Here is a 23,808-nt window from a genome sequence, read left to right on the forward strand (position 1 = left end):
GCCCCGCATCCGGTGGAGGACGGTCCCTCTCCCCCTCGGACCAGCTTCGCACGGCTCGGGCGGGAGGTGCCCACCGTGCCGGGCGTCCGCCGGTGGTCAGGGAAGCAGCCAGTCGCCGGACGGCAGGTTGCGGACGACCGTGAAGACCAGCAGCGACGCGCCCAGCGTCCACAGCAGGCCCGGCCCGGGATCGAGACGGACCGGACGGCCCCGTGCCGCGCGGACCGCCCAGACGGTCCACAGCACCGCGAAGCCCGCGTAGCCGGCCACGGCCATGGCGTTGGCGTGCAGCGCGGTCACCAGGTCGCCGTGGGCGAAGGCGTGGGCGCTGCGCAGGCCGCCGCAGCCGGGACAGGAGAGACCGGTGACCCGCAGCAGCGGGCAGACCGGGTAGTGGCCCGGCTCGTTGGGGTCGACGGCGGCCACGTACGCGAAGGCGCCCACGACGGCCGCGAGGATCCCGGCGGGCACCGCGAGCCGGGCCAGGACGGTCGCGGGGGCGGGCGGCGTCACGCTGCGGCTGTCTGCGTTCACGCCTCGCATTGTGCCGCGCGGCGCGTCCACGCGCGCGTGGAGGGGCGGTGGTCGACGTCGGAGGCGGACGCCTGGGCGTCGGCGCGTCCACGCGCGCGCGGAGGGGCGTGCTCGCGATCCACGGAGCCCGTCGGTGCGGACGGCGCGTCCACGCGCACGAAGGGGCGGCCGGCTGCTCGCCGGCCGCCCCTCGCACGAGGTCGTTCGCGGGGCTCAGCCCTCGGCGCCGGCCGGCTCGCGCGCCGGGGTGACCTGGTGCACCGGGTGGGCGTCCTTCGGCATGCCGAGACCCATGGCGCTCATGGCGGCGCCGACGACACCGCCGAGGGCCACGAGCACCATGCCGGCCCAGAAGCCGATCGGCTCGGCCATCACCATGAACGCGCCCGCGACGCAGAAACCGATGAAGGCGATGGTGACACCGGTCCAGGCGGCCGGGGTGTGTCCGTGGCTGCTGCCCGCCATGACTTGCTCCTCGTTGCTGTCTCTATGGGACGTACGGGTCGTACAGGTCCGAGCCGGGGGCTCGCCCTCCATTGTCCCGTACGCGTACGCGTGCAGAAGTGCCGGGGCGGCTTTGGACCGAGTCTGGTTCGCCACATCGGGGAACCGGACGCGGGGCGGATCAGGCCGGGTCCGCGCCCGTGGGGTCCTCGCCGCGGTCCAGGGCCTTCCAGATGTCCTCGGGGCGGTCGGGGTCGACGACCGGGGCGCCGCGCCGGGCCCGGGGGGTGCCGTCGCGCTCGTAGCGGCCCGACATGGCCGGCCAGCGGCTGCCGTGGCGCAGGGCGAGCAGGCCCGCCAGGAGGATCAGGGCGCCGCCCGCCGCGGCGGCGTACGGCCAGGCGGTGTGGGTGAGGGAGGCGACGGCCGCGGAGGTGTCCCCGGAGGCCCTGGCGGCCTCGTCGTCGAGCGCGGAGCCGTCCGAGGCGCCGAGCAGCGCGGCGACGACGATGCCGGCGCCGGAGAGCGCGAGCAGGGCGGAGACGGCGAGGCGGCCCGTCCGGCGGACGGCGAAGACGGCGACGAGCGCGGCGAGGCCCACGACGGCGAGCGCCGCGGGCACGCCCGTGACGTCACTGCCCTTGGCGGTCAGGGGGAAGGCGCCGCCGGCCACCGTCGCCGTGCCGTGCGCCCAGCGCTGCCGGGTCGCGAGCAGGACCAGGGCCGCGCCCAGCGCGCCGCACGTCAGGGCGAACGCGAGGCTCCGGCGGCCGGACCGGGCGGGGGCGGCTTCGGAACGGGGGTGAGGAACAGCAGTCACGTGCTCCACTATCGCCTGAACCCCGGGCGAACCGTCACCCGGGGTTCACGTGAGACTCGTCCCACGGCGCGCGGGGCGCCCCTACCCGCCCAGGCGGTTGGCGGTGTGCACCGCGCGGAGCACGGCCGCCGCCTTGTTGCGGCACTCCTGGTCCTCGGCCACCGGGTCGGAGTCGGCGACGATGCCGGCGCCGGCCTGGACGTGGGCGGTGCCGTCGCGCAGCAGGGCGGTGCGGATGGCGATGGCGGTGTCGGAGTCGCCGGCGAAGTCGAGGTAGCCGACGCAGCCGCCGTACAGGCCGCGGCGGGACGGTTCCAGTTCGTCGATGATCTGCATGGCGCGGGGCTTGGGGGCGCCGGAGAGGGTGCCCGCGGGGAAGCAGGCGGTGAGGACGTCGAAGGCGGTGCGGCCCTCCGCGACCCGGCCCGTGACCGTCGAGACGATGTGCATGACGTGGGAGTAGCGCTCGATCGACATGAAGTCGACGACCTCGACGGAGCCGGGTTCGCAGACCCGTCCCAGGTCGTTGCGGCCCAGGTCGACGAGCATGAGGTGCTCGGCGCGCTCCTTGGGGTCGGCCAGCAGCTCGTCGGCGAGCGCCTGGTCCTCCTGCGGGGTCGCCCCGCGGTGCCGGGTGCCCGCGATGGGGTGCACCATGGCCCGCCCGTCCTCGACCTTGACCAGCGCCTCCGGGGAGGAGCCCACGACGTCGAAGCCGTCGAAGCGGAACAGGTACATGTACGGGGAGGGGTTGGTGGCCCGCAGGACCCGGTAGACGTCCAGGGCGCTCGCCGTGCACGGCGTCTCGAAGCGCTGGGAGGGGACGACCTGGAAGGCCTCGCCCGCGCGGATGCGCTCCTTGACGTCCTCGACGGCCCGCTGGAAGTCGGGGCCGCCCCACCGGGCCGTGTACTCCGGCAGTTCGGAGGGCGGCAGGACGGCGGGCGGCTGGGGGACGGCGCGCGAGAGGTCCGCCTCCATGGCGTCGAGGCGGGCGACGGCGTCCGCGTGGGCCTCGTCCACGCCCGTGTCGAGGTCGTTGTGGTTGATCGCGTTGGCGATCAGCAGGACGGAGCCCTCCCAGTGGTCCATCACGGCGAGGTCGCTCGTGAGGAGCATGGTCAGCTCGGGCAGTTCGAGGTCGTCGCGCTCGCCGGGGCCGATCTTCTCCAGCCGGCGGACGATGTCGTAGCCCAGGTAGCCGACCATGCCGCCGGTGAAGGGCGGCAGGCCCTCCTGGTGGGGCGTGTGCAGTGCCTCGATGGTGGCGCGCAGGGCGGCCAGCGGGTCGCCGTCGACGGGGACGCCGACGGGCGGGGTGCCGAGCCAGTGGGTCTGTCCGTCGCGCGCGGTGAGCGTGGCCGCCGAGCGCACGCCGACGAACGAGTACCGGGACCAGGAACGGCCGTTCTCCGCGGACTCCAGCAGGAAGGTGCCGGGGCGCTCGGCGGCCAGCTTGCGGTAGAGCGCGACCGGGGTGTCGCCGTCCGCGAGGAGCTTGCGGGTGACCGGGACGACGCGGCGGTCGGCGGCCAGCTTGCGGAACGTCTCGAGATCCATGACGGCTGACCTTACTGATCCGCGGCGGAGGTGCCGGAACCGGCGCTCCCGGCGTCCTCGAGGAGCACGTCGGCGTCGAAGCAGGTGCGGGCGCCGGTGTGGCAGGCGGCGCCGACCTGGTCGACCTTGACCAGCAGGGTGTCGGCGTCGCAGTCCAGGGCGACCGCCTTGACCCACTGGACGTGGCCGGAGGTGTCGCCCTTGACCCAGTACTCGCGGCGGCTGCGCGACCAGTACGTGCACCGGCCGGTCGTCAGGGTGCGGTGCAGCGCCTCGTCGTCCATCCAGCCGAGCATGAGCACCTCCCCGGTGTCGTACTGCTGGGCGATGGCCGGCACGAGGCCGTCGGGGCTGCGCCTGAGGCGCGCGGCGATGTCCGGGGCGAGGCCGGCGGAGGGGGCACCGGGGCGCGGGGCACCCGGGTGGGGGGCGGTGGCCGGGCGGCGGGCGGGCGTGCTGCTCATGGGGCCATTGTGCCGCGCGGCGGGGAGGCCACCGGGCCGTTGTCCACTGGGCGGACCCGCCGGACGGTCGTAGGCTGACGGCATGTCGACTTTCGCCCAGCGTGAACGACTCCTTCTCGCCGAGCTCTTGGAGACGGCGGGGCCGGAGGCGCCGACCCTCTGCGAGGGGTGGCGGACCCGCGACCTGGCCGCGCACGTGGTGGTGCGCGAGCGCCGGCCCGACGCGGCCGGCGGCATTCTCGTCAAGCAGCTCGCGTCGCGGCTGGACAGGACGATGCAGGAGTTCGCGGCCAAGCCGTACGAGGAGCTGGTCCAGCTGATCCGCACCGGCCCGCCGCGGTTCTCCCCCTTCCGGGTCAAGCAGCTCGACGAGGCGTCGAACACCGTGGAGTTCTACGTCCACGGCGAGGACGTCCGCCGTGCCCAGCCCGACTGGACGCCCCGTGAGCTGGACCCGGTCTTCCAGGACGCCCTGTGGTCGCGCCTGGAGCGCACCGCCCGGCTGATGGGCCGGAACACCCCGACCGGCCTGGTGCTGCGCCGTCCGGACGGGCGTACGGCGGTCGCCAACCGCGGCACCCCGGTCGTCACGGCGACCGGCGAGCCCTCGGAGCTGCTGCTGTTCCTGTACGGCCGGCAGAGCGCCGCCAGGGTGGCCCTGGTCGGCGACGAGGAGGCCGTCACCGCGCTGCGCGGCGGCAAGCAGCTCGGCATCTGAGCACCGGTGCGCCGCCGCACCCGAGAGGACGCCGCCGTGATCAAGGTCGCCGTGACCAGCGTGTACGTCGACGACGTCGCCCGGGCCCACGCCTTCTACACCGGCGTCCTCGGCTTCGAGACCCGCGTCCACCTGGATCTGGGCGACGGCGCGCTGTTCGTCACCGTGGGCGCGGCCGAGGGCGCCCAGCGGGACCTCCAGCTGTTGCTGGAACCCGGCCACAACCCGATCGCGGCGCTGTACCGCGCGGCGCTGCGGGAGGCCGAGCTGCCCTGCATCGTGTTCTCCGTGGACGACATGCGGGCGGAGTTCGAGCGGCTGAGCGGCCTCGGCGTGCACTTCCCCCAGGAACCCCGGGAACGGGGCTCGATGATCACCGCGGTCCTGGACGACACGGTCGGCAACTACGTGCAGCTGGCGCAGGGCCTGCCCGGGGAGCAGGGCCCGTCCGCGGAGTAGGGCCTGTCCGGCGGATCAGGCCGGAGGAGAGCGGCGGGGCCCCGGTCACCGGGTGACCGGGGCCTCCGTCGGTGCGGGGCGCCTCAGCGGACCGGGTGGCCCGCCGCTCGCAGCGCCTGCTTGACCTCGCCGATGCGCAGGTCGCCGAAGTGGAAGACCGACGCGGCCAGGACCGCGTCCGCGCCCGCCTCGACGGCCGGGGGGAAGTCGGAGAGCTTGCCGGCGCCGCCGGAGGCGATGACCGGCACCGAGACGTGCTTGCGGACGGCGGCGATCATCTCCAGGTCGTAGCCGTCCTTGGTGCCGTCCGCGTCCATCGAGTTGAGCAGGATCTCGCCGGCGCCCAGTTCGGCGGCGCGGTGGGCCCACTCGACGGCGTCGATGCCGGTGCCGCGGCGGCCGCCGTGGGTGGTGACCTCGAACGAGCCCGACGCGGTGCGGCGGGCGTCCACGGAGAGCACCAGGACCTGGCTGCCGAAGCGCTCGGCGATCTCCCTGATCAGCTCCGGGCGGGCGATCGCGGCGGTGTTGACGCCGACCTTGTCGGCGCCGGCCCGCAGCAGCTTGTCGACGTCCTCGGGGGTGCGCACCCCGCCGCCGACGGTGAGCGGGATGAACACCTGCTCGGCCGTGCGCCGGACCACGTCGTAGGTGGTCTCGCGGTTGCCCGACGAGGCGGTGATGTCCAGGAACGTCAGCTCGTCGGCGCCCTCGGCGTCGTACACCTTGGCCATCTCGACGGGGTCGCCCGCGTCGCGCAGGTTCTGGAAGTTGACGCCCTTGACGACCCGGCCGTTGTCCACGTCCAGACAGGGGATGACTCGGACCGCCAGGGTCATGAATCCACGGCTCCTCTGCTTGCTTCTAGTTGCCTGTGTTGCCTGTGTTGCCTGCGTTGCCTGCGTTGCCTGCGTTGCCGGTGTCGCGCGTGTTGCCTCTGAAGGCTTCCAGCTCGACGGAGACCAGGACGCGCGGGTCGATGAACCCCTCCACGACCAGCAGGGTCGCGGCCGGGCGCACGGCGTCGAAGAGTTCCTTGTGGGCCCGGCCCACCTCGTCGACGTCCCGGGGATGCGCCAGGTGCATCCGGGTCCTGACCACCGACCCGGGTCCCAGCCCGAACTCGGCGATCGCCTCCAGGGCACTGGTGAAGGCCACCTTGGCCTGCTCGTAGGGGTCGCCCTCCCCGTACAGCACGCTGCCCTTGAAGGACGTCGTGCCCGCCACCAGCACCATGTCGCCCGCCGCCACGGCGCGCGCGAAGCCGAGAGTCTCCTCCCAGGGGTTTCCGCTCTGCACGCGCCGTACGGTTTCGGACGTCATGACACCGTGCCCCTCTTCACGACGTGGCCTCCAGGGCCTCTTCCAGGGTGAACGCCTTCGCGTAGAGCGCCTTCCCGACGATGGCGCCCTCCACACCGAGGGGGACCAGTCCCGCGATGGCGCGCAGGTCGTCGAGGGAGGACACTCCGCCGGAGGCGACGACCGGGCGGTCCGTCGCGGCGCACACGGTGCGCAGCAGCTCCAGGTTGGGGCCCTGGAGGGTGCCGTCCTTGGCGATGTCGGTGACGACGTACCGCGCGCAGCCCTCCTTGTTCAGGCGCTCCAGCGTCTCGTAGAGGTCGCCGCCGTCGCGGGTCCAGCCGCGGCCGCGCAGGGTGGTGCCGCGGACGTCGAGGCCGACGGCGATCTTGTCGCCGTGCTCGGCGATGACCTTGGCGACCCACTCGGGGGTCTCCAGGGCGGCCGTGCCCAGGTTGACGCGGGTGCAGCCGGTGGCGAGGGCGGCGGCGAGGGTGTCGTCGTCGCGGATGCCGCCGGACAGCTCCACCTTGATGTCCATGGCGCCCGCGACCTCGGCGATCAGCGCGCGGTTGTCGCCGGTGCCGAACGCGGCGTCGAGGTCGACCAGGTGCAGCCACTCGGCGCCCGAGCGCTGCCAGGCGAGGGCGGCCTCCAGGGGCGAACCGTAAGAAGTTTCCGTCCCCGACTCGCCGTGCACGAGCCGGACGGCCTGGCCGTCGCGGACGTCGACGGCGGGGAGGAGTTCGAGCTTGCTCACAGGGTTCCGATCCAGTTGGTGAGGAGCTGGGCTCCGGCGTCGCCGGACTTCTCGGGGTGGAACTGGGTGGCCCACAGCGGGCCGTTCTCCACGGCGGCCACGAACGGCTCGCCGTGCGTCGACCAGGTCACCCTGGGCGCCCGCATGGTGGGGTTGTACTCGTCGAAGGACCAGTCCTGGACGGCGTAGGAGTGCACGAAGTAGAAGCGCGCGTCCGCGTCCAGGCCGGCGAACAGCTCGGAGTCGGCCGGGGCGTCCACGGTGTTCCAGCCCATGTGGGGCACGATCTCCGCCCGGAGCGGCTCGACCGCGCCGGGCCACTCGTCGAGGCCCTCGGTCTCCACGCCGTGCTCGATGCCGCGGGCGAACAGGATCTGCATGCCGACGCAGATGCCCATCACCGGGCGGCCGCCGGACAGCCGGCGGCCGATGATCCAGTCGCCGCGGGCCTCGCGCAGGCCCTTCATGCAGGCGGCGAAGGCGCCGACGCCCGGCACCAGCAGCCCGTCGGCGTTCATCGCCGTGTCGAAGTCGCGGGTGATCTCGACGTCGGCTCCGGTGCGCGCGAGGGCGCGCTCGGCGGAGCGGACGTTGCCGAAGCCGTAGTCGAAGACGACGACCTTCTTGGACGTGGTGCTCAACTCCACACCTCCAGCCTCATCACTCCCGCGACGAGGCACATCGCGGCGCCGATGGAGAGCAGCACGATCAGGCTCCTCGGCATGTCCTGCTTGACGAAGGAGTAGATGCCGCCGGCCAGGAAGAGGCCGACGACGATCAGGACGGTCGACAGGCCGGTCACAGCGCGCCCTTCGTGGAGGGGAGGATGCCGGCCGCGCGCGGGTCGCGTTCCGAGGCGTAGCGCAGGGCCCGGGCCAGTGCCTTGAACTGGCACTCCACGATGTGGTGCGCGTTGCGTCCGTAGGGCACGTGCACGTGCAGGGCGATCTGGGCCTGGGCGACGAAGGACTCCAGGATGTGCCGGGTCATCGTGGTGTCGTACTCGCCGATCATCGGCGCCATGTTCTCGGGCTCGGTGTGCACGAGGTAGGGGCGGCCGGACAGGTCGACGGTCACCTGGGCGAGGGACTCGTCCAGCGGGACCGTGCAGTTGCCGAAGCGGTAGATGCCCACCTTGTCGCCGAGCGCCTGCCGGAAGGCGGCGCCGAGCGCGAGGGCGGTGTCCTCGATGGTGTGGTGGGAGTCGATGTGCAGGTCGCCGTCGGTCTTCACGGTCAGGTCGAACAGACCGTGCCGGCCGAGCTGGTCGAGCATGTGGTCGTAGAAGCCGACACCGGTCGCCACATCGACCTTGCCGGTGCCGTCGAGGTCGATCTCGACCAGGACGGACGTCTCCTTGGTCGTGCGCTCCACGCGTCCGACACGGCTCATGATCCCTGCTCCTTCTTGATCTCACGGACCGCGTCGAGGAACGCGTCGTTCTCTTCGGGGGTCCCGGCGGTGACCCGCAGCCATCCCGGTACGCCGTTGTCTCGGACCAGGACGCCCCGGTCGAGGATCCTCCGCCACATCGCGTGCGCGTCCTCGAACCGGCCGAACTGCACGAAGTTGGCGTCGGAGGCGGTCACCGCGTAGCCGAGCGCCGTCAGTCCGGCCACCAGCCGGTCCCGTTCCGCCTTGAGCTGCTCGACGTACTTCAGCAGCGTGCCGGTGTGCTCCAGGGCGGCCAGGGCGGTCGCCTGGGTGACGGCCGACAGGTGGTACGGCAGCCGGACGAGCTGGACGGCGTCCACGACGGCCGGGTGGGCGGCGAGGTAGCCGAGGCGCAGTCCGGCCGCGCCGAAGGCCTTCGACATGGTCCGCGAGACGACGAGATTCGGCCGACCTTCGAGCAGCGGCAGCAGCGAGTCGCCGTGGCTGAACTCGACGTAGGCCTCGTCCACGATCACCATGGACGGCTTGGCGGCCTGCGCGGCCTCGTACAGCGCGAGGACGGTCGGGGCCGGGACGGCGGTGCCGGTGGGGTTGTTGGGGGTGGTGACGAAGACGACGTCCGGGCGGTTCTCCGCGATGGCCTTCTCGGCGGCCGCCAGGTCGATGGTGAAGTCCTCGTTGCGCGGCCCGGAGATCCAGCCGGTGCCGGTGCCGCGCGCGATGAGGCCGTGCATCGAGTACGACGGCTCGAAGCCGATCGCGGTGCGGCCCGGTCCGCCGAAGGTCTGGAGCAGTTGCTGGATGACCTCGTTGGAGCCGTTGGCGGCCCAGACGTTCGCCGGACCGACCTCGTAGCCGGAGGTGTCCGTCAGGTAGGCGGCGAGCCGGGTGCGCAGCTCGACGGCGTCCCGGTCGGGGTAGCGGTTGAGGTCGCGGGCGGCCGCGCGGACGCGCTCGGCGATCCGCTCGACGAGCGCCTCGGGCAGCGGGTAGGGGTTCTCGTTGGTGTTCAGCCGTACCGGCACGTCCAGCTGGGGCGCGCCGTAGGGGGACTTGCCGCGCAGCTCGTCCCGTACGGGGAGTTCGTCCCAGGGGGACGCAGATGGGTTGCCGGTCACTTGCCCTCGGGTACCTTCCAGTCGAACCGCGCCTTGATCGCCGCGCCGTGCGCGGGCAGGTCCTCCGCCTCCGCCAGCGTCACCACGTGGTGCGCGACGTCGGCCAGCGCGTCCTTCGTGTAGTCGACGATGTGGATGCCGCGCAGGAAGGACTGGACGGACAGGCCCGAGGAGTGGCAGGCGCAGCCGCCGGTGGGCAGGACGTGGTTGGACCCGGCGGCGTAGTCGCCGAGCGACACGGGCGCCCAGGGCCCGACGAAGATCGCGCCCGCGTTGCGCACCCGGTCGGCGACCGCGGCGGCGTCGGCCGTCTGGATCTCCAGGTGCTCGGCGCCGTAGGCGTCGACCACCCGCAGGCCCTCGTCGATGCCGTCGACGAGGACGATCGCGGACTGCCGCCCCTTCAGGGCCGGGACGATCCGGTCGTCGACGTGCTTGGTGGCCGCGACCTGCGGCTCCAGCTCCCGCTCGACCGCGTCCGCCAGCTCGGCGGAGTCGGTGACCAGGACGGCCGCGGCCAGCGGGTCGTGCTCGGCCTGGCTGATCAGGTCGGCGGCGACATGGGCGGGGTCGGCGGTGGAGTCGGCCAGGACGGCGATCTCGGTCGGGCCGGCCTCGGCGTCGATGCCGATGCGGCCGGTGAAGTAGCGCTTGGCGGCGGCGACCCAGATGTTGCCGGGGCCGGTGACCATGTCGGCGGGCGGACAGGACTCGGTGCCGTGGGCGAACATCGCGACGGCGGTGGCGCCGCCCGCGGCGTAGACCTCGTCGACGCCGAGCAGCGCGCACGCGGCGAGGATCGTCGGGTGCGGCAGTCCGCCGAACTCGGCCTGGGCCGGGGAGGCGAGCGCGATCGACTCGACGCCGGCCTCCTGGGCCGGGACCACGTTCATGACCACGGAGGACGGGTAGACCGACCGGCCGCCGGGCGCGTACAGCCCGACGCGGTCGACCGGAACCCACTTCTCGGTCACCGAGCCGCCGGGCACGACCTGCGTCGTGTGGTTCGTGCGGCGCTGCTCGCGGTGGACGGCACGGGTGCGGCGGATGGACTCCTCCAGGGCCGCGCGCACGGCGGGGTCGAGGTCCTCGAGGGCGCGGGTGAGGGCCTCGGCGGGGACCCGCACCCGGTCGAGCCGGACGCCGTCGAACTTCTCGGCGAAGTCGATCAGTGCCGCGTCGCCACGATGGTGCACGGCCTCGCAGATCGGACGCACCTTCTCCAGGGCGGCCGAGACGTCGAAGTCGGCTCGGGGCAGCAGGTCGCGCAGGGCGGGTCCCTCGGGGAGGGCGGCGCCGCGCAGATCGATTCGGGCCAGCGAGAAATTTTGCAGCACGTGGCCAATTCTCTCAGACCGGAATCGGAGACCGTCCGCGCGTATCAATGGCTGATACAGAACGTGGCCGGAAACGGAAGATTCCCCTCACGGTTAGCGTTCGGCGCGTCACCCATCGGGCATGAACGGCTGTACGAACCGTGTGCGAGAGCGAAGGGACCGAAGCAGCGTGACGGAAGGGGCCGGTCTGCGGACCGGAGACCTGCCGGACGACCTGACCGCCGCCGAGGCCGGCATGTGGCAGGCCTTCCGCAACGGCAGCGTGTACGACCTCAGCAGCGGCGACGGCGTCGTCGACGACCCGCACGGCGGGCACCCCTGGGGCGAGTCCCGCACGGTGCGGGCGCGGATCGTGGCCTGGCTGCTGCTGGACGGGCCGCCCGCCCTCACCGGCCGGGTGTCCTCGCTCAAGCTGGTCGGCGTGCAGATCAGCGGCTCCCTCGACCTGGCGGGCGGCACCGTGGAGCCGTACGTCGAGATGAGGCGCTGCCGCTTCGAGCGGGACGTGCTGCTGCCCGAGGCGCGGGTGTCGACGCTGCGCATGGTGGACTGCTCGGTGCCGCGGCTGGAGGCCGCCCGGCTCCAGACGGAGGGGGACCTGCACCTGCCCCGCTGCCGCTTCCACAACGGCGTGCGGCTGACCGACGCGCAGATCGGCACCGACCTGATGCTCAACATGGCGATCGTCTACCGCGACCGCACCGGCCGCTCGATCGCCGCCGACGGCCTGAGCGTCGGCCAGGACCTCCAGGCCGAGATGCTGGAGTCGCACGGCGAGCTGCGGCTGCGCAGCGCCAAGATCGGGGTCTCGCTGAGCCTGCGCGGGGCGCGGCTGACCAACCCGTACACCCGCTACGCGCTGAACGCCCCCCAGCTCACCGTCGAACGTTCCCTCTACCTGACCCCGGCCGGCCTCGGCGGCCAGGCGCTGAGCGGCACCACCCCCGCGCGCGGGACGCGCGTCCAGCGCTTCGAGTGCCGGGGCGGGGTGCGCCTGGACGACGGGCGGTTCGGGGACGCGGTCGACCTGGAGCAGGCCCGGTTCACCTTCACCGACGACCAGGAGCTGTCGCTGCGCCGGGTGCAGACGCCCGAGCTGCGCTTCCTCGGGGAGCGGCCGCAGCGCGGCAAGGTGGTGCTGTCGGGGGCGCGGGTGGTCAACCTGGTGGACCGCGCGGCCGCCTGGCCGGGCCCCGGGAACCTGCACATGGGCGGTTTCGCGTACGAGAACCTGGTGCCGCAGGGGCCGTTCCCCCTGGACGAGCGACTGGGCTGGGTGGCCGCGGCGTCCGCCGAGTACAACCCGGAGCCGTACGAGCGGCTGGCGGCGGTGCTGCGGGCCGGCGGGGAGGACGAGGACGCGCGCGAGGTGCTGCTCGCCAAGCAGCGCAGGCGCCGCGAGACGCTGCCGCCGGCCGCGAAGCTCTGGGGGTACGCGCAGGACTTGACGGTGGCCTACGGCTACCGGCCGGGCCGGGCGGCCGTGTGGATGGCGGTGCTGTGGGCGGCGAGCTCCCTGGCGTTCGCGCGCGCGGACCCCCCGCCGGTCAGCCGCGACGGGCACCCGCCGTGGAATCCGCCGCTGTTCGCCCTCGACCTGCTCCTGCCCGTGATCGACCTGGGCCAGGCCGGGCAGTGGCGCATGCAGGGCGGCTGGCAGTGGGTGCAGGCGGCGATGATCCTGCTGGGCTGGGTGCTGGCCACGACGGTGGCGGCGGGCGTGACACGGGCACTGCGCCGCGGCTGACGGCTGACGGTGGGCGCGGCCGGGACGCGGACGCCGGGAACCGGGCGTGGCCGGGACGTGGCCGGGACGCGGTGCCGGCCGCCCGGGAAGCCGGCCCACCGGAACGGGGCGTTCACCTTTTACCTTGCCTTGACCCGGCGCCGTACAACTTTCCGGAGGTTCGCGCCACCCTCTGGCGCGCGGCCGACGGCGGCTTTTCAATGGCAAAACCATGGCTCTGCTGCCCCCGTTCATCCGCGCCCCCCGGACGGCCGCGCCCCGGCGCGCGCGGACCGCCGCCGCCCCCCACCCCGCGGCCGGACTCCCGGCCGACGACGAGGTCCTCCTCGACGTGCCCGACGACCGCCTGGGCCCCGCGCTGGTCGCGGCCGGGCGGGGCGCGTACGGGACGGCCGCCGCGCTGCTGGCCGTTACCAGGGAGCGGGGCGAGTGGGAGTACCGCGACCGCTACGTCACCCGCCTCGCGTCCTTCGCCCGGTCCCGCCCGGAGTGGTTCGAGGACTGGCGGGGGGCCGCCGCCCCGCACGACCCCGACGTGCTGCTGGTGGCCGCCCAGCTCGCGGTGGCGCGTGCCTGGGGGTCGCCCGCCCGCGCCGAGCTGCTGCGCGAGGTGAGCCCGCTGATCACGGCCGCCGCGCAGGGCGACCACCGCGACCCGGTGCCGTGGCGGATCGCCCTGGACCACGCGCGCGGCTCGAACGCCGGGCCCACGTACTTCGAGGAGCTGTGGGCGGCCGCCGTCCGCCGCGCCCCGCACCACTACGGCTGTCACGTGGCCGCCGAACGCTATCTGGCCGAGTCCTGGCACGGCTCCCACCGCGAGTGCTTCGACTTCGCCGACCGTGCCGCGCAGGACGCCCCGGCCGACTCGCTCGTCCAGGCGCTGCCGGTACGGGCCGCCTTCTCCTACCTGACCGACGGCTGCGGGCCCGAGGTGCCCCGGGAACGCCTCGACGCGGCCGCCGACCGCGCGATCGTGCTCTCCGCCCGTTTCCCGGGCTCGGACCCGTGGACGGCCGAGATCCGCAACCTCCTCACGTACGTCCTGGTCCGGCTCGGCCGCCGGGCGGACGCCCTCGCCCAGCTGCGTCTGGTCGGCCCCTGCGCCACGTCCTTCCCGTGGGGCCGGCTGTCCGACGACCCGCTGGGACACTTCCTGGCGGTGCGCGAGAGCGTGTGCGCGGAACCCTTCGGAGAGCCCCCGGGCCGTCCGCGGAACGGGCACGGGGAACGCGCGCGCCCCGCGGACCACTAGGCTTCTGCGCCGTGACCACCGTCCGGCTGCCGCTCTTCCCGCTGAACACCGTCCTCTTCCCCGGACTGGTGCTGCCGCTCAACGTGTTCGAGGAGCGCTACCGCGCCCTGATGCGCGATCTGCTGAAGACTCCCGAGGAGGAGGCGCGCCGGTTCGCCGTCGTCGCCGTCCGCGACGGCCACGAGGTGGCACCGACCGCCCCGGGCATGCCGGACGCGACGGCGCCGCTCCGACGGGGCCCCGCCGCCGGGTTCGGCGACGACCCGGTCAAGGCGTTCCACTCCGTCGGGTGCGTCGCCGACGCGGCGACGGTCCGGGAGCGGGCCGACGGCACCTTCGAGGTGCTGGCCACCGGGACGACCCGGGTGCGCCTGGTCTCGGTGGACGCCTCGGGCCCCTTTCTGGTGGCGGAGCTGGAGGAACTGGCGGAGGAACCGGGCGACGGGGCGGGCGCGCTCGCGGAGGGCGTGCTGCGGGCCTTCCGCCAGTACCAGAAGCGGCTGGCGGGCGCGCGGGAGCGTTCACTGTCCACCGGGGCGGACCTGCCGGACGACCCGTCCGTGGTGTCGTACCTGGTGGCGGCCGCGATGATGCTCGACACGCCCGCCAAGCAGCGGCTGCTCCAGGCCCCGGACACCGCCTCCCGGCTGCGCGACGAGCTGAGACTCCTGCGCGCGGAGACGGCCATCATCCGTAGCCTGCCCTCGCTGCCCGCGGCGGATCTGACCCGCGGGCCGACGAGTCCGAACTGACCCGCGGGAAGGCCCTGATGGCGAAGAAGTCGAAGAAGCAGCAGTCCGGCGGCACGCCCGCGACCGTCGCCCTGACGGCGGCGGGCGTGGAGTTCACGGTCCACGCCTACGAGCACGACCCGGCCCACCCGTCCTACGGCGAGGAGGCCGCCGAGGCCATGGGCGTCTCCCCCGACCGGGTCTTTAAGACCCTGGTCGCCGACGTGGACGGCGCCCTGACGGTCGCCGTGGTCCCGGTCGCCGGGTCGCTCGACCTCAAGGCCCTCGCGGCGGCGGTCGGCGGCAAACGCGCCGCCATGGCCGACCCGGCCCTCGCCGAACGCACCACGGGCTACGTGCGCGGCGGCATCTCCCCGCTGGGCCAGCGCAAGCGGCTCCCCACGGTGCTCGACGACTCGGCGCGGGCGCACGCCACCATCTGCGTCTCGGCGGGCCGCCGCGGCCTGGAGGTCGAACTGGCCCCCGCCGACCTGGCCGGGCTCACGGAAGCGGTCCTGGCCCCCATCGGCCGCGCCTGAGCGGCAGGCGCCGCGACGGGAACGGCACGGGCGCGGCAGGTGCCGCGCCCGGTTCGACGCGGTCCGGCCCGCCCTGGCCCGGACCACCGGGCGCCCGGCCGCGGCTCCGGCCTTCGGCGCCGGCACGGGCACCACGCGTCCCGTACGGACACCGCAGCCCGCCACGGCCCGCCGCACGGGTCCGCCGGACGGCATCCGTCCCGTACGGACACCGCACTCCCGCCACAGCCCGCCGCACCGGCCAGCCGGACGGCATCCGTCCCGTACGGACACCGCACTCCCGCCACAGCCCGCCGCACCGGCCCGCCGGACACCGCCCTGCGCGGCCCGGCCGCGCCGGTCCGGCCCCGTCCCGGCACGGGTACCGGCAACGGGCACCGCATCCCGGCGCGGGGCGGCACGCGCGGCGCGGGTCCGGTGTCCGTGCTATCCGAGCGGTGCCCCGTAGGGGTCCTTCGGGAAAGGCCCCGGTCCGTACGGCTCGGGGTCACGGGGGCCGAACAGGGCCGTGAGGCCGAGGTGCACCAGGAGGGCGGCCAGGGGCCAGGCCAGCAGCGCGCCCTTGGCGCTCAGCTTCAGCGGGGCCGAGAACGTGACGCCCGCGCCCGCCGCCCTCGCGTGCGCGATCACGTCCTGCCCGGGGCCGAGCCACACGCCCAGCCGCCACGCCAGCAGGGAGCCGAGCAGTCCGCCGAGGGCCAGCGCCACGACCAGCGGCACGCCGCCGCGCCGGCGCCAGGCGAACACCGCGGCGGCGCTCACGGCGCCGCAGGCCAGGGCGAGCAGCACGAACGTTCCGTCCACGCCCACGGCCTGCTCGCCCTCGGTGTCCTTGAGGTAGACGACCCAGTTGCCGTCGACGGCCTCACCGACGAGCGGGACGTGCGGCGCCAGCCACAGCCACAGCGGGCCCAGCGCCGCTCCGACGAGCGCGACCACGACCGTGATCACGGCGGCTTCCCGCAGCTCCGTCCTCATCCCGGGCCCGTCCTGTCCGTGTCCGGCGGCTCCGTGTCCGGCGGCTCCGTGTCCGGCATTCCCGTGTCCGGCGTCGTGGGGTGCGGCCGCACCGGGGTGCGCGCCGGGCGACGGCCGGGCGCCGCCCGGGGACGGTTCGTGCGGCGGCGGAGGGGGAGTCAGCGGTGCGGTCACCCTGACATCGTGCCAGGCCCGCCCGTGCCGCGCGTCACCGGACGGCGGCCCGGCGGTACGCCCAGGTGGCGACCGCCAGCGACACCACGCCGACGGCGGCGCACACCGCGAGGTCCCCGAGCACGAAGGCCCAGTCGGGATGCGGCCGGAAGGTCCGCGCGAGCGCCTCCACGCCGTACGTCGACGGCAGCAGGTCGCGGGCGAGGCGCACCGCCTCGGGCATCCGGTCGGGCGGCAGCACGCCGAGCAGCAGCGCCGCCGACATGCCCAGCTGGCCGAGCACGGTGGCCAGCTCGGGGCGCGGGGCGAGCAGGCCGAAGGCCGCGCCGAGCCCGGCCAGCGCGGCGCCGGACAGCGGGACGACGAGCGCCAGCACCCACAGGTGGGTCAGCGGCAGTCCGAAGAGCGCGGCGCCGAAGACCGCGGTCACCAGCGTCCCCGGCACGGTGAAGGAGGCGTAGGCGCCCGCGGCGCCCAGCACGACGGCCGCGGGCGGCACCGGCAGCGTGGCGTAGTGGTCGAGGCCGCCGGTGGCCCGCAGCTGGCCGAAGTACTGCGCCAGCAGGTTCAGCGCGACGAAGGCGACGACCAGCACCGCCGAGCCGGCCACCACGGCCTCCGCCTCGCGTCCGCCGTCCACGACCCCGCGCATCATGATCAGGATGCCGACCGACTGGAAGGTCGCCACGAAGAGCAGCGGGATGCGGGCCACCCGCGCGCGGGACAGCTGCGCCCGGTACACGGCCACGAGCGACGGCCACAGCCGCGCGCGCGGCGCCAGCTCGGCCGCCTCCCGGGCCGGCTGTCCGTCCACGGCCAGGGCGCTGCCCGGCAGAACCTCTGCGGGTACGACACTCACGTCGCGGTGCTCCTCTTGGGTCCGGTGGTCGCCCTGTTCGATACGGACGCGGGGACGGTCCTGCTCACGCCCTCACCAGCCCCTGCCGGGCGGCTCCGCCCAGCGCCAGGTAGACGTCCTCCAGGCTCGGGGTGGCGAGGGTGAAGTCGTCCAGGGCGGCGAAGGCGGCCCCGCCGGTGACGGTGGCGACGACCGTGCGGGCCTCCTCGGGGCCGAGCCGCAGCGTCCAGCGGCGTCCGGACTCCACGGCCCGCTCGCGCAGCGCGGCGACCTCGGGGACGTCCAGCGGCGCCCGCTCGCGCCACACCAGCTCGACCCGTACCTCGTCGGCGACCTGCTCCTTGAGTCCGGCGGGCGTGTCGCAGGCGATGACCCGGCCGCGGTCGAGGACGGCGACCCGGTCGAGGACGGTCTCGGCCTCGATGACGTTGTGGGTGACGAGCAGCACGGTGGTGCCGCGCTCGGCGCGCCGCCGGTCCACGGCGGACCACACGGCGCGCCGGGCGACGGGGTCCATCCCGGTGGTGGGCTCGTCCAGGACCAGCAGCGGCCGCTCCCCCACCAGCGCGGTCGCGAAGCAGGCCAGCCGCCGCTGGCCGCCGGAGAGCCTGCGCAGCGGCCGGCCGGCGATCGGGGTGAGCCCCAGCTCCTCGAGCACGGCGTCCCGTTCGCGCCGGGCCTCGCGCACGGGGAGTCCGCGCAGCCGTCCGGTGGTCTCGGCGGCGAGGGAGACGGTGAGTTCGTCGAGGGCGGTGGACTCCTGGCCGAGGTAGGCGAGGATGCGCGCGGCCCGTTCGGGGTGACGCACGATGTCGTGGCCGAGGATCTCCACGCTGCCGCCGTCGGGCCGCATCAGCCCGGTGACCTGGCGCACGACGCTGGTCTTGCCGGCCCCGTTGGGCCCGAGCAGGCCGAAGATCTCACCCCGCCGCACGTCGAGCCGCACGTCGTCGGTGGCGCGGACCTCGGGGGTGGCGGGAGTGCCGCGCCGGCCCCGGACCGCCGGGTAGGTCTTGGTCAGTCCGCGTACGGCACACACGACCTCGTCCCGGTGCCGAATGGTCGATGCCGCGCGCGTACTCACAAGGAACGAGCCTACGGGGTCGGCGGCCCCCGCTCGCCGCCGGGGGGCGCCCAGAGTGTCCGGTTCAGTCCGCCGCGGGCGCGTGCTCGGCCGTCGTCCGGACGTCGATCTCGCGCCAGAACCCCGCCCGGATGGCGTAGCGGTCGTGCTCGTCGATCTGGTCGTCCTTGTGCGCGAGGAGGCCGAAGCGGGCCGCGTAGCGCAGCAGCTCGCCGTCGATGCGGTGCGGGATGCGCGGGTACATGCCGGACAGCTTCTGGAGGTGGCCCTGGTCGCCGAGGCGCCCCGTCCAGCGGCGGGCGAAGACCTGCCCCACCTCGAAGGGGTCGCCGCCGACGGTGGTGATGTCCTCCTCGCGGTCGGCCCACCGCTGCTCGGCCGTGGTGACCTGCGCGAGGGTCGGCATCGAGGCGACCTCGGGGGGTTCGGCGGCGGAGGGCCGGTCGACCCAGCCCTTGTCGGAGGACCAGCGCAGGGTCGCGGTGGCCGGGGGCGGGGCGGCCCGGTCGCCGGGCGCGCGCAGGGCCGCGAGGTCCTTGGGGGTGGGGACGCCCTTGGGGGCGGGGATCCTGTCCCGGGTGCCGCTGTCGGCGGTGACGGAGGGGTGCTCGCTCTGCTCCGCGGGCCGCTCGGAGGTGGGCGCCAGGGTGGACTCGGGGAGCGGCGCGGAGAGGATGGCCGCGATCTCGGGCCGCGGCGCGGGCGGCGGCGCGCAGACCCCGCCGAGGTCCTTGGCGCGTACGGCCCTGGTGATCCAGGTGCGGTCCAGGACGCGGCGCTCGTCGGCCTCGGCGACCAGGTCCTCGGACTGGTTGTAGTCGCCGTCGGCGGCCTGGACGGCCCACAGGTGGACGGCGACGCCGTGTTCCTTGGCGGCCATCATGCCGGGCAGCAGGTCGCCGTCGCCGGTGACGAGGACGACGTCGGAGCAGGCCCGGTTGCGGGCCAGCTCGGTCAGCTCGGCGTGCATCGCGGCGTCGACGCCCTTCTGCGCCCAGCGGCCGTCGCTGCGGGTCAGGGCGCCCAGCCGGACGGTGACCCGCGGCATCACGCGCAGTCTGCGGTGTTCGGGCTGGGGGACGCGGTCGGGGGCGCCGTCGAACCAGTAGATGCGCAGCAGGGGCCGTTCGGTCTCGGACTCGGCCTGTTCGCGCAGGCCCTGGACGAGGGCGGCGTGATCGACGGTGATCCGGGAACGCGAGGGTTCTCCGGCGAGGAGACTCGCGGCGGCCCCCAGCAGATACCCGGCGTCCACCAGGACGATGCAGCGGTCCACACGACTCACCCTCTTCCCGGGAGGTTTGCTTCCGGCCTGCTTCGAGTCTGCCCGACCGCACGGGGGTTAACGGCCGGAACTCGATCTTCGGCGTGGCGTTTCGGGGCGGAGTCCGCCGACGGCCCATGTCACTGACGGTAATTATCCGAAATGCGACACAAGTCGGGCTATGTGAATCTGATTCCGGCCCTGGCCCCTAGACCCCCAACAGGAGGCAGATCCCCATGGCCAAGAACAAGAACCGTGACCGTAAGCAGCCGCAGTCCGACCGTACTCCGCGGACGGCGCAGGCCACCCTGGAGCCGCAGGACGAGTCGAACCCGACGCAGATGGCGCCCGGCGAGATGGCCCGCGGCAAGGGACGCGGCAAGCGCTTCGGCCACAACTAGCATCCGTGTTCACGGGCCCTTGACGCCCGCGCGCATGCAGCAGGGGCGCACCCGGAGGTCCGGGTGCGCCCCTTGCGCGTGTTCCGCGGCTCAGCCGGCCAGGCAGGACGGGCCGAGCAGCACCTTCAGGTCGCCGAACAGGGCCGGGTCGGGCTTGACCCGGTGCCGGTCCAGGCGGAGCACGGTCGTCTTCGTCGGGCCCTGGAGCCTGATGCGGACCTCGCTGTCGCCCCGGTGGTGGGTGAGGATCTCGCCGAGGCGGTTGACCATCGGCGGGGTGACCTTCACGGCCGGGATGGTGAGGATCACGGGCGCGTTGGTGCCCGCGTTGGACAGGTCCGGCACCTGGAGCTCCATCGCGACCAGGCGGGGCACGTCCTCCCGCTTGTCGAGGCGGCCCTTGACGAACACCACGGCGTCCTCGACGAGTTGGGTCGAGACCAGCTGGTAGGTCGCGGGGAAGAACATGCACTCGATGGAGCCGGCGAGGTCCTCGACGGTGGCGATGGCCCAGGCGTTGCCCTGCTTGGTCATCTTCCGCTGGAGGCCCGAGATGATGCCGCCGATGGTCACGACCGCGCCGTCGGCGTGCTCGCCCCCGGTGAGCTGGGCGATGCCGGCGTCCGCCTTGTCGGACAGCACGTGCTCCAGACCGAAGAGGGGGTGGTCGGAGACGTACAGGCCGAGCATCTCGCGCTCCTGCGCGAGCAGGTACGTCTTGTCCCACTCGTCGGTGGTGAACTCGACGTCGAGGCCGAAGCCGGGCTCGTCGTTCTGTTCCTCGCCCATGCCGCCGAAGAGGTCGAACTGGCCCTCGGCCTCCTTGCGCTTGACCGCGACCACGTTGTCGATCATCGGCTCGTACTGCGCGGTGAGGCCCTTGCGGGTGTGGCCCATGGAGTCGAAGGCGCCGGCCTTGATCAGCGACTCCGTGGTGCGCTTGTTGCAGACCACGGCCTCGACCTTGTCGAGGTAGTCGGGGAAGGAGGAGTACTTCCCCTTGGCCTTGCGGGACTTGATGATCGACTCGACGACGTTGGTGCCGACGTTGCGCACCGCGGAGAGGCCGAAGAGGATCACGTCGTCGCCCTGGGCGGCGAAGTTCGACTCGGACTCGTTGACGTTCGGCGGGAGCACCTTGATGCCCATGCGCCGGCACTCGTTGAGGTACACGGCCGACTTGTCCTTGTCGTCCTTGACCGAGGTGAGCAGCGCGGCCATGTACTCGGCGGGGTAGTTCGCCTTCAGGTACGCCGTCCAGTACGAGACCAGCCCGTACGCGGCCGAGTGGGCCTTGTTGAACGCGTAGCCGGCGAAGGGGACCAGCACGTCCCACAGGGCCTGGATCGCCTCGTCGCTGTAGCCGTTCTTCTTCGCGCCGGCCTGGAAGATGGTGAAGTTCTTCGCCAGCTCGTCGGGCTTCTTCTTGCCCATCACGCGGCGGAGGATGTCGGCCTCGCCGAGCGAGTACCCGGCGATGATCTGGGCGGCCTTCTGCACCTGCTCCTGGTAGACGATCAGGCCGTAGGTGACGGCCAGGACCTCTTCGAGGGGCTCGGCCAGCTCCTTGTGGATCGGTGTGATCTCCTGGCGGCCGTTCTTGCGCTCCGCGTAGTTGATGTGCGAGTTCATGCCCATCGGGCCGGGCCGGTACAGGGCCGAGACGGCGGAGATGTCCTCGAAGTTGTCGGGCTGCATCTGGCGGAGCAGCGAGCGCATCGGACCGCCGTCGAACTGGAAGACGCCGAGGGTGTCGCCGCGGCAGAGCAGTTCGAAGGTCTTGGGGTCGTCCAGCGGGAGGGCGAGCATCTCCAGGTCGATGCCCTTGTTGGCCTTCACCATCTTGATGGCGTCGTCCATGATCGTGAGGTTGCGCAGGCCGAGGAAGTCCATCTTCAGCAGGCCCAGCGACTCGCACTGGGGGTAGTCCCACTGGGTGATGGTCACGCCGTCGGTGTGCCGCACCCAGATCGGGGCGTGGTCGACGATCGGCTCGCTGGACATGATCACGCCGGCGGCGTGCACGCCCATCTGCCGGACCAGGCCCTCGACGCCCTTGGCGGTGTCGATGACCTTCTTCACGTCCGGCTCGTTCTCGTACATCGCGCGGATCTCGCCCGCCTCGCTGTAGCGGGGGTGCGAGGGGTCGGTGATGCCGTTGAGGTCGATGCCCTTGCCCAGGACGTCGGCGGGCATCGCCTTGGTGAGGCGGTCGCCCATCGCGTACGGGTAGCCCAGCACGCGCGCGGAGTCCTTGATGGCGTTCTTCGCCTTGATCTTGCCGTAGGTGCCGATCATGGCGACCTTGTCGGCGCCGTACTTCTCGGTCACGTACCGGATCACCTCGACGCGCCGGCGCTCGTCGAAGTCGATGTCGACGTCCGGCATGGAGACGCGCTCGGGGTTGAGGAACCGCTCGAAGATCAGTCCGTGCGGGATCGGGTCGAGGTCGGTGATGCCCATGGCGTACGCGACGATCGAGCCGGCCGCGGAGCCTCGGCCGGGGCCGACCGCGATGCCGTTGTTCTTGGCCCACATGATGAAGTCGGCGACGACGAGGAAGTAGCCCGGGAACCCCATCTGGATGATGACGTCCATCTCGTACTCGACCTGCTTCTGCCGGTCCTCGGGGACGCCGCCCGGGAAGCGGCGCTCCATGCCGCGGCGGACCTCCTCCTTGAACCAGCTGACCTCCGTGTAGCCCTCGGGGATGTCGAACTTCGGCATGAGGTTCTTCGCCTCGAACATGCCGCTCGTGTCGATCTGCTCGGCCACCAGGAGGGTGTTGGCGCAGCCCTCCTGCCAGGCGTCCGAGGAGTCGATGGCGTACATCTCGTCCGTGGACTTCAGGTAGTAGCCGGTGCCGTCGAAGCGGAAGCGGTCCGGGTCGGAGAGGTTCTTGCCGGTCTGGATGCACAGCAGGGCGTCGTGGGCGGTCGCCTCGTGCGCGTACGTGTAGTGCGAGTCGTTGGTGACCAGCGGCGGGATGCCGAGCTTCTTGCCGATCTCCAGCAGGCCGTCGCGGACCCGGCGCTCGATCTCGATGCCGTGGTCCATCAGCTCCAGGAAGTAGCGGTCCTTGCCGAAGATGTCCTGGTACTCGGCCGCCGACTTCAGGGCCTCGTCGAACTGGCCGAGGCGCAGCCGGGTCTGGAGCTCGCCGGAGGGGCAGCCCGTGGAGGCGATGAGCCCCTCGGACCACTGGGAGATGGTCTCCTTGTCCATCCGCGGCCACTTCTGGAGCCAGCCCTCGGCGTACGCGTCCGAGGAGAGCTTGAAGAGGTTGTGCAGGCCGGTCGCGTTCGCCGCCCAGATGGTCTTGTGCGTGTAACCGCCGGAACCGGAGACGTCGTCGCGCTTCTGGTGCGGCTGGCCCCACTGGATCTTGCGCTTGTTGCGCCGCGACTCGGGGGCGACGTACGCCTCGATGCCGATGATCGGGGTGACCCCGGCCTTCTTCGCGGAGTGGAAGAAGTCGTACGCCCCGTGGAGGTTGCCGTGGTCGGACATGGCGATGTGGGTCATGCCCATCTCGTTGCACGCGTCGAACATGTCCTTCAGCCGCGCGGCACCGTCCAGCAGCGAGTACTGGGTGTGGACGTGCAGGTGCGTGAACGGCGGCTTCGACACGGCATGGCCTCCATGGGACGGGTGCTGCGCCGCGGCGCGCCCTGTTGCGGGCGGCGGCCGGGCGAGGGGTGAACGGGCGACGACGGACTGGCGGACGGTCGGGGGGTCAGCCTCGAAGTCTATGCCTCGGCACTGACACCCGGAGGGCTCCCCCGCGTACCTTCACCGGGGGGGGGCCGTGGGCACTTTCGCACGCGTCCGCCCGTTGAGGACGACAGAAACGCTGTCGTACGCA

Annotated in this window: 25 protein-coding genes; 7 read left to right on the forward strand and 18 right to left on the reverse strand. The window is 73.1% G+C overall.

The window, feature by feature from the left end; genetic code table 11:
* Positions 1-96: 96 nt before the first annotated feature.
* The 5 genes from ACF09K_RS22845 to hisI form a co-directional block, all read right to left on the reverse strand.
* The gene (locus ACF09K_RS22845) at positions 97-543 is read right to left on the reverse strand and encodes a DUF2752 domain-containing protein (protein WP_392246181.1); all 447 of its coding nucleotides are present in this window, start codon (positions 541-543) and stop codon (positions 97-99) included.
* 204 nt (positions 544-747) lie between these two features.
* Positions 748-999 (reverse strand): HGxxPAAW family protein, encoded by a 252-nt coding sequence (locus ACF09K_RS22850; protein ID WP_392246183.1) that lies wholly within the window; start codon positions 997-999, stop codon positions 748-750.
* 160 nt (positions 1,000-1,159) lie between these two features.
* The gene (locus ACF09K_RS22855) at positions 1,160-1,807 is read right to left on the reverse strand and encodes a TIGR02234 family membrane protein (protein ID WP_392246185.1); all 648 of its coding nucleotides are present in this window, start codon (positions 1,805-1,807) and stop codon (positions 1,160-1,162) included.
* Positions 1,808-1,879: 72 nt separating this feature from the next.
* A complete protein-coding gene (locus ACF09K_RS22860; RefSeq protein ID WP_392246187.1) occupies positions 1,880-3,358 on the reverse strand; it encodes an anthranilate synthase component I in 1,479 nt (492 codons plus the stop codon).
* 11 nt (positions 3,359-3,369) lie between these two features.
* Positions 3,370-3,822, reverse strand: coding sequence for a phosphoribosyl-AMP cyclohydrolase (hisI, locus tag ACF09K_RS22865; RefSeq protein WP_392246188.1), 453 nt, complete (start codon positions 3,820-3,822; stop codon positions 3,370-3,372).
* A gap of 82 nt (positions 3,823-3,904) precedes the next feature.
* On the opposite strand from hisI, the gene ACF09K_RS22870 reads away from it, so the two are divergent.
* Together ACF09K_RS22870 and ACF09K_RS22875 are read left to right on the forward strand one after the other, a co-directional pair.
* Positions 3,905-4,540, forward strand: a complete 636-nt coding sequence (locus ACF09K_RS22870; RefSeq protein ID WP_392246189.1) for a TIGR03085 family metal-binding protein — start codon at positions 3,905-3,907, stop codon at positions 4,538-4,540.
* A gap of 36 nt (positions 4,541-4,576) precedes the next feature.
* Positions 4,577-4,999 carry a VOC family protein gene (locus tag ACF09K_RS22875; RefSeq protein WP_392246191.1) on the forward strand — a complete coding sequence of 141 codons (423 nt, stop codon included), beginning with the start codon at positions 4,577-4,579 and terminating at the stop codon, positions 4,997-4,999.
* 83 nt (positions 5,000-5,082) lie between these two features.
* Here ACF09K_RS22875 and hisF read toward each other — a convergent pair whose 3' ends face one another.
* Genes hisF through hisD form a run of 8 tightly spaced genes read right to left on the reverse strand, consistent with a single transcriptional unit; the run spans position 5,083 to position 10,911 of the window.
* Positions 5,083-5,838: an imidazole glycerol phosphate synthase subunit HisF gene (gene hisF, locus ACF09K_RS22880; protein ID WP_392246192.1), complete on the reverse strand. Its 756-nt coding sequence runs from the start codon at positions 5,836-5,838 to the stop codon at positions 5,083-5,085.
* Between the two features lie 25 nt (positions 5,839-5,863).
* Positions 5,864-6,322, reverse strand: coding sequence for a RidA family protein (locus ACF09K_RS22885; protein ID WP_392246194.1), 459 nt, complete (start codon positions 6,320-6,322; stop codon positions 5,864-5,866).
* A gap of 16 nt (positions 6,323-6,338) precedes the next feature.
* A complete protein-coding gene (gene priA / locus ACF09K_RS22890; protein WP_392246195.1) occupies positions 6,339-7,061 on the reverse strand; it encodes a bifunctional 1-(5-phosphoribosyl)-5-((5-phosphoribosylamino)methylideneamino)imidazole-4-carboxamide isomerase/phosphoribosylanthranilate isomerase PriA in 723 nt (240 codons plus the stop codon).
* Positions 7,058-7,708, reverse strand: a complete 651-nt coding sequence (gene hisH / locus ACF09K_RS22895) for an imidazole glycerol phosphate synthase subunit HisH (protein ID WP_392246198.1) — start codon at positions 7,706-7,708, stop codon at positions 7,058-7,060. Before hisH ends, priA begins: the two co-directional genes overlap by 4 nt.
* Positions 7,699-7,863 carry a hypothetical protein gene (locus ACF09K_RS22900; RefSeq protein WP_392246200.1) on the reverse strand — a complete coding sequence of 55 codons (165 nt, stop codon included), beginning with the start codon at positions 7,861-7,863 and terminating at the stop codon, positions 7,699-7,701. Before ACF09K_RS22900 ends, hisH begins: the two co-directional genes overlap by 10 nt.
* Entirely contained in the window at positions 7,860-8,453 is a 594-nt protein-coding gene (hisB, locus tag ACF09K_RS22905) for an imidazoleglycerol-phosphate dehydratase HisB (RefSeq protein ID WP_363087259.1), read from the reverse strand. Before hisB ends, ACF09K_RS22900 begins: the two co-directional genes overlap by 4 nt.
* Positions 8,450-9,574, reverse strand: a complete 1,125-nt coding sequence (locus tag ACF09K_RS22910; protein ID WP_392246202.1) for a histidinol-phosphate transaminase — start codon at positions 9,572-9,574, stop codon at positions 8,450-8,452. Before ACF09K_RS22910 ends, hisB begins: the two co-directional genes overlap by 4 nt.
* A complete protein-coding gene (gene hisD / locus ACF09K_RS22915; RefSeq protein WP_392246204.1) occupies positions 9,571-10,911 on the reverse strand; it encodes a histidinol dehydrogenase in 1,341 nt (446 codons plus the stop codon). Before hisD ends, ACF09K_RS22910 begins: the two co-directional genes overlap by 4 nt.
* A 169-nt stretch (positions 10,912-11,080) precedes the next feature.
* On the opposite strand from hisD, the gene ACF09K_RS22920 reads away from it, so the two are divergent.
* The 4 genes from ACF09K_RS22920 to ybaK all read left to right on the forward strand — a co-directional run bounded on the left by ACF09K_RS22920 (position 11,081) and on the right by ybaK (position 15,183).
* Positions 11,081-12,658, forward strand: a complete 1,578-nt coding sequence (locus tag ACF09K_RS22920) for an oxidoreductase (protein ID WP_392246205.1) — start codon at positions 11,081-11,083, stop codon at positions 12,656-12,658.
* Between the two features lie 211 nt (positions 12,659-12,869).
* Positions 12,870-13,913: a hypothetical protein gene (locus ACF09K_RS22925; RefSeq protein WP_392246207.1), complete on the forward strand. Its 1,044-nt coding sequence runs from the start codon at positions 12,870-12,872 to the stop codon at positions 13,911-13,913.
* Positions 13,914-13,924: 11 nt separating this feature from the next.
* Positions 13,925-14,665: an LON peptidase substrate-binding domain-containing protein gene (locus tag ACF09K_RS22930; protein WP_392246208.1), complete on the forward strand. Its 741-nt coding sequence runs from the start codon at positions 13,925-13,927 to the stop codon at positions 14,663-14,665.
* 17 nt (positions 14,666-14,682) lie between these two features.
* Positions 14,683-15,183: a Cys-tRNA(Pro) deacylase gene (ybaK, locus tag ACF09K_RS22935; RefSeq protein ID WP_392246210.1), complete on the forward strand. Its 501-nt coding sequence runs from the start codon at positions 14,683-14,685 to the stop codon at positions 15,181-15,183.
* A gap of 426 nt (positions 15,184-15,609) precedes the next feature.
* Here the strand turns inward: ybaK and ACF09K_RS22940 are convergent, their stop codons facing one another.
* From ACF09K_RS22940 to ACF09K_RS22955, 4 genes are all read right to left on the reverse strand, one after another.
* Positions 15,610-16,335 carry an AAA family ATPase gene (locus tag ACF09K_RS22940; protein WP_392246211.1) on the reverse strand — a complete coding sequence of 242 codons (726 nt, stop codon included), beginning with the start codon at positions 16,333-16,335 and terminating at the stop codon, positions 15,610-15,612.
* A 34-nt stretch (positions 16,336-16,369) separates the two neighbouring features.
* Complete coding sequence (locus ACF09K_RS22945; protein WP_392246212.1) at positions 16,370-17,194, reverse strand: ABC transporter permease; 825 nt, start codon at positions 17,192-17,194, stop codon at positions 16,370-16,372.
* Positions 17,195-17,258: 64 nt separating this feature from the next.
* A complete protein-coding gene (locus tag ACF09K_RS22950) occupies positions 17,259-18,233 on the reverse strand; it encodes an ABC transporter ATP-binding protein (protein ID WP_392246213.1) in 975 nt (324 codons plus the stop codon).
* Positions 18,234-18,342: 109 nt separating this feature from the next.
* Complete coding sequence (locus ACF09K_RS22955; RefSeq protein WP_392246214.1) at positions 18,343-19,554, reverse strand: NYN domain-containing protein; 1,212 nt, start codon at positions 19,552-19,554, stop codon at positions 18,343-18,345.
* A 224-nt stretch (positions 19,555-19,778) separates the two neighbouring features.
* Here ACF09K_RS22955 and ACF09K_RS22960 point away from each other — a divergent pair, with 224 nt between their 5' ends.
* Positions 19,779-19,943, forward strand: coding sequence for a hypothetical protein (locus ACF09K_RS22960; RefSeq protein WP_392246215.1), 165 nt, complete (start codon positions 19,779-19,781; stop codon positions 19,941-19,943).
* A gap of 90 nt (positions 19,944-20,033) precedes the next feature.
* Here the strand turns inward: ACF09K_RS22960 and dnaE are convergent, their stop codons facing one another.
* The gene (dnaE, locus tag ACF09K_RS22965) at positions 20,034-23,573 is read right to left on the reverse strand and encodes a DNA polymerase III subunit alpha (protein ID WP_392246217.1); all 3,540 of its coding nucleotides are present in this window, start codon (positions 23,571-23,573) and stop codon (positions 20,034-20,036) included.
* Positions 23,574-23,808: the final 235 nt, after the last annotated feature.

Source organism: Streptomyces sp. NPDC014882, from assembly GCF_043081325.1.
In the GTDB taxonomy this organism is placed as follows: domain Bacteria; phylum Actinomycetota; class Actinomycetes; order Streptomycetales; family Streptomycetaceae; genus Streptomyces.

Excerpts from the sequence above, each read along its gene's own strand:
- ACF09K_RS22870 (WP_392246189.1), top strand. The coding sequence starts at position 3,905 with ATGTCGACTTTCGCCCAGCGTGAACGACTCCTTCTCGCCGAGCTCTTG.
- ACF09K_RS22925 (WP_392246207.1), top strand. The coding sequence starts at position 12,870 with ATGGCTCTGCTGCCCCCGTTCATCCGCGCCCCCCGGACGGCCGCGCCC.
- hisB (WP_363087259.1), bottom strand. The coding sequence starts at position 8,453 with ATGAGCCGTGTCGGACGCGTGGAGCGCACGACCAAGGAGACGTCCGTC.
- ybaK (WP_392246210.1), top strand. The coding sequence starts at position 14,683 with ATGGCGAAGAAGTCGAAGAAGCAGCAGTCCGGCGGCACGCCCGCGACC.
- ACF09K_RS22960 (WP_392246215.1), top strand. The coding sequence starts at position 19,779 with ATGGCCAAGAACAAGAACCGTGACCGTAAGCAGCCGCAGTCCGACCGT.
- hisF (WP_392246192.1), bottom strand. The coding sequence starts at position 5,838 with ATGACCCTGGCGGTCCGAGTCATCCCCTGTCTGGACGTGGACAACGGC.
- ACF09K_RS22850 (WP_392246183.1), bottom strand. The coding sequence starts at position 999 with ATGGCGGGCAGCAGCCACGGACACACCCCGGCCGCCTGGACCGGTGTC.
- ACF09K_RS22860 (WP_392246187.1), bottom strand. The coding sequence starts at position 3,358 with ATGGATCTCGAGACGTTCCGCAAGCTGGCCGCCGACCGCCGCGTCGTC.
- ACF09K_RS22845 (WP_392246181.1), bottom strand. The coding sequence starts at position 543 with ATGCGAGGCGTGAACGCAGACAGCCGCAGCGTGACGCCGCCCGCCCCC.
- ACF09K_RS22885 (WP_392246194.1), bottom strand. The coding sequence starts at position 6,322 with ATGACGTCCGAAACCGTACGGCGCGTGCAGAGCGGAAACCCCTGGGAG.
- hisI (WP_392246188.1), bottom strand. The coding sequence starts at position 3,822 with ATGAGCAGCACGCCCGCCCGCCGCCCGGCCACCGCCCCCCACCCGGGT.